We start from the raw sequence: 2,567 nt of genomic DNA, 5'->3' as shown, positions 1-2,567 counted from the left end.
CCCTTCCCCCTCACCCTGCCCTCTCCCCGTCGGGGAGAGGGATGCCCGCTCGCTTGGCGGCGGAGGCGGGGAAAGGGAAGCCGCTTGCTTGAAAGGGAAGCCGGTTGCTTGGCGGACGAACCGGGCAGAGGCGAGTTTTTCCCCTGTTCCCGCGCGCGGTTCCGCCCCACCCCTTGCCGCCCGCGGCCGTCCCCCCTATAAGGGCCGGCGCCGCTGCGCCCTTCGTCTATCGGTTAGGACGCCACCCTTTCACGGTGGAGAGAGGGGTTCGACTCCCCTAGGGCGCGCCACATTACCTCGAAACATAAAATTCATCGGAAATGCAATAAGTTACTGCGACACACAATCGCGGTGCGTACCCCATTCCGTACCCGGCTTGCGTACCCCAGCGCCGTGGTAATCCCCGACTGCCTTTGACAGGTGTGTTACTGCTTGGGCAATTTCCGGTCTGGGAACTTTACCTGCCACGTCTCGACGATAAACAGGGCGACAGTGCTGGCCGCGTGAACGGCAAGGCGGGCAATCCTCGGATCGATTCGTCGATGCCCTTTTCCCTGCCATGCGCACTGCCTGCGTGGGTCCGAAGCGCTCCAATGCCATTTATGGTTGAGTTGATCCCTCCGAGAATCGCACGAACATCGTCGGCAATTTGGTCCGGGACGCCTTCCTTGTTCGGAGCAAGCCCCAGCGGTTCGCGGACTGCTTGATAGAGCCCCTGGATATCCTTCTTCGCTGGGAGCGGTATCGACAATTCACACAGCACAGAGCGGCAGACGCTTTCCACGACCGAGCAAGCAGCAGTTACAGCCGCCTCAGGGTCGGTGTCCGCGCCTTTCTGCGCTCGGTCCAAATCCCGTTGAACAGTGTCGAATTGAATTTCCTCGGCCACATTAGCAAGCGTTCTGACGACACCGACAGATTCGCCAAGAGCCACGACGCGAACACCTCGCGGCTCCCTTTCCAATTGAAGTCCGTCGAACGCAAAGTGTTTGTTTAGATAATCGACGACAACATCGTGCGTATGGGGATTTTGAACGAAATCCCGAGGATCGGCTGCCGATTCGATGACACGTCGTAGTCTATCGTGCGATGCTGGATCACCCACAAGCTCTGACAGGGTGCGTACTGTCGCTCGGACGCGGGTAAACCCCTCCTTTTTAAACTCCACACCGACCGCAGCAAAAAAATCGGCAAGCTGATATTCGGTGCGGTATAGGCCAATTGGAGGCTCAAAGCCGTGTGCCGGGCCACCAGAAATGATCTCGGCGAGGGCGTCGATTGATTGCCGTGAGAGTGCAATTTTCAACATAATGAGCACGCTGGAATTTACCGACACGGATAGCTTAGGCAGAATCCTACTGCTTGGCTTCAAATTTGAGTGGCATCGGGGATACATATCCGTCGCGAAAAAAACAGATCATCAAAGGCACGGACGAGGAAGTCCGCCCCCTACCCCGACAGCCGCTCCCGGACCCGCGCCACACCGGCGGCGGTCCAGCTCCCCTTCCCGCTCACCGTAGGCACCCCTTCGGCCTCCAACGCAGCGGCGACAGCCCTCAGAGACAGGGCGCCGTCAGGATCGATACGGGCGAAGATCGGGGCCAGGGCCTCGGCACGCTCCCCGGCAATCTCCTGCCGCACGGCACGGGCCTTGGCGGCATCCTCTATGGTCCCGGCCCGCCCCCGGAAGCCTCCGAGCTTCACCCCACGGGCCTTTGCAGCCGCCAAAGCGGCCTTGGTGCGGGCCGAGATCATGTGGCGCTCTTCCTCGGCGACCATGGCCATAATGCCCACGGTGAGGCGGTTCGCGCTGGGCATGTCGCAGGCGACGAACTCCACCCCTGCCTTCTGTAATCCGAGGAGGAAGTGGGCGTCGCGAGCAAGGCGATCCAGCTTGGCCACCACCAGCGTAGCGCGGTGGGCTCGGCAGAGGGCTAGAGCCTGGGCAAGCTCGGGACGGTCGCTGCGCTTGCCGCTCTCCACCTCCACGAACTCCTGCACCAGCTTCCACCGCCCTCCATTGAGGAAGCCTGAGACGGCTTCGCGCTGGGCTTCAAGACCAAGGCCAGAGCGGCCCTGCTTGTCGGTGGAGACACGGAGATAGGAGACGAAACGGCCATCGGCCATGGCGGTGTCCTCAGAGGCTCCAACGTGGTGGAGGTAGTGTATCGTTCATTGCGACGTTCGTTGCATAAAACGATACATGCCTCTCAGGTGCTGTCAACGGGCCTGTGCACTACCGACCATCCGGCTCCTCGCCTCGGCATCGCAGGGACGGCGGAGGGCTCTAAGGATCGCGTAGGGGACTCGTGGATGGCCGTTCTAGCGGAGAGGCAGGGCAGGAGTCCGGGAGGCCCGGCCGGCGCCAGTGGACTCGGCAGGAGTCGTGAAGGGGAGGCGGCTGGTATAGGCCAAGCCACTGCCCCTCCGAGGGATGGGCTAGCTCGGTCCTGGGGGCTGGCCAGGGCACCGGGAGGGCGCCGTGGGGAAGCGGGCTCTAGGATCGCGTACGGGACTCGCGGCGGGGGCGCTAGGCCGCTGGGCTGGAAAGGGGGCCGGGGCCGCCT

General features: G+C 62.5%; 2 protein-coding genes and 1 tRNA gene. 1 reads left to right on the top strand and 2 read right to left on the bottom strand.

Annotated elements, in window-relative coordinates:
* Window positions 1-215 precede the first annotated feature (215 nt).
* Window positions 216-290: transfer RNA gene (locus tag AC2W7M_RS23610), tRNA-Glu, on the top strand.
* A gap of 167 nt (window positions 291-457) precedes the next feature.
* On the opposite strand, the gene AC2W7M_RS23605 is transcribed toward AC2W7M_RS23610, so the two are convergent.
* Window positions 458-1,336, bottom strand: a complete 879-nt coding sequence (locus AC2W7M_RS23605) for an abortive infection family protein (protein ID WP_486135380.1) — start codon at window positions 1,334-1,336, stop codon at window positions 458-460.
* A 113-nt stretch (window positions 1,337-1,449) separates the two neighbouring features.
* Window positions 1,450-2,127: a recombinase family protein gene (locus AC2W7M_RS23600; protein WP_486135378.1), complete on the bottom strand. Its 678-nt coding sequence runs from the start codon at window positions 2,125-2,127 to the stop codon at window positions 1,450-1,452.
* Between the last annotated feature and the right edge of the window lie 440 nt (window positions 2,128-2,567).

It is taken from the genome of Xanthobacter sp. BG11Y11_SDJG (genome assembly GCF_057364445.1).
Note: the sequence above shows the minus strand (reverse complement) of the source record. Positions and strands in the feature narration are given on the sequence as shown.

Bases quoted from the DNA above. Each gene is read 5' to 3' on its own strand.
- AC2W7M_RS23600 (WP_486135378.1), bottom strand. From the start codon at position 2,127: ATGGCCGATGGCCGTTTCGTCTCCTATCTCCGTGTCTCCACCGACAAG.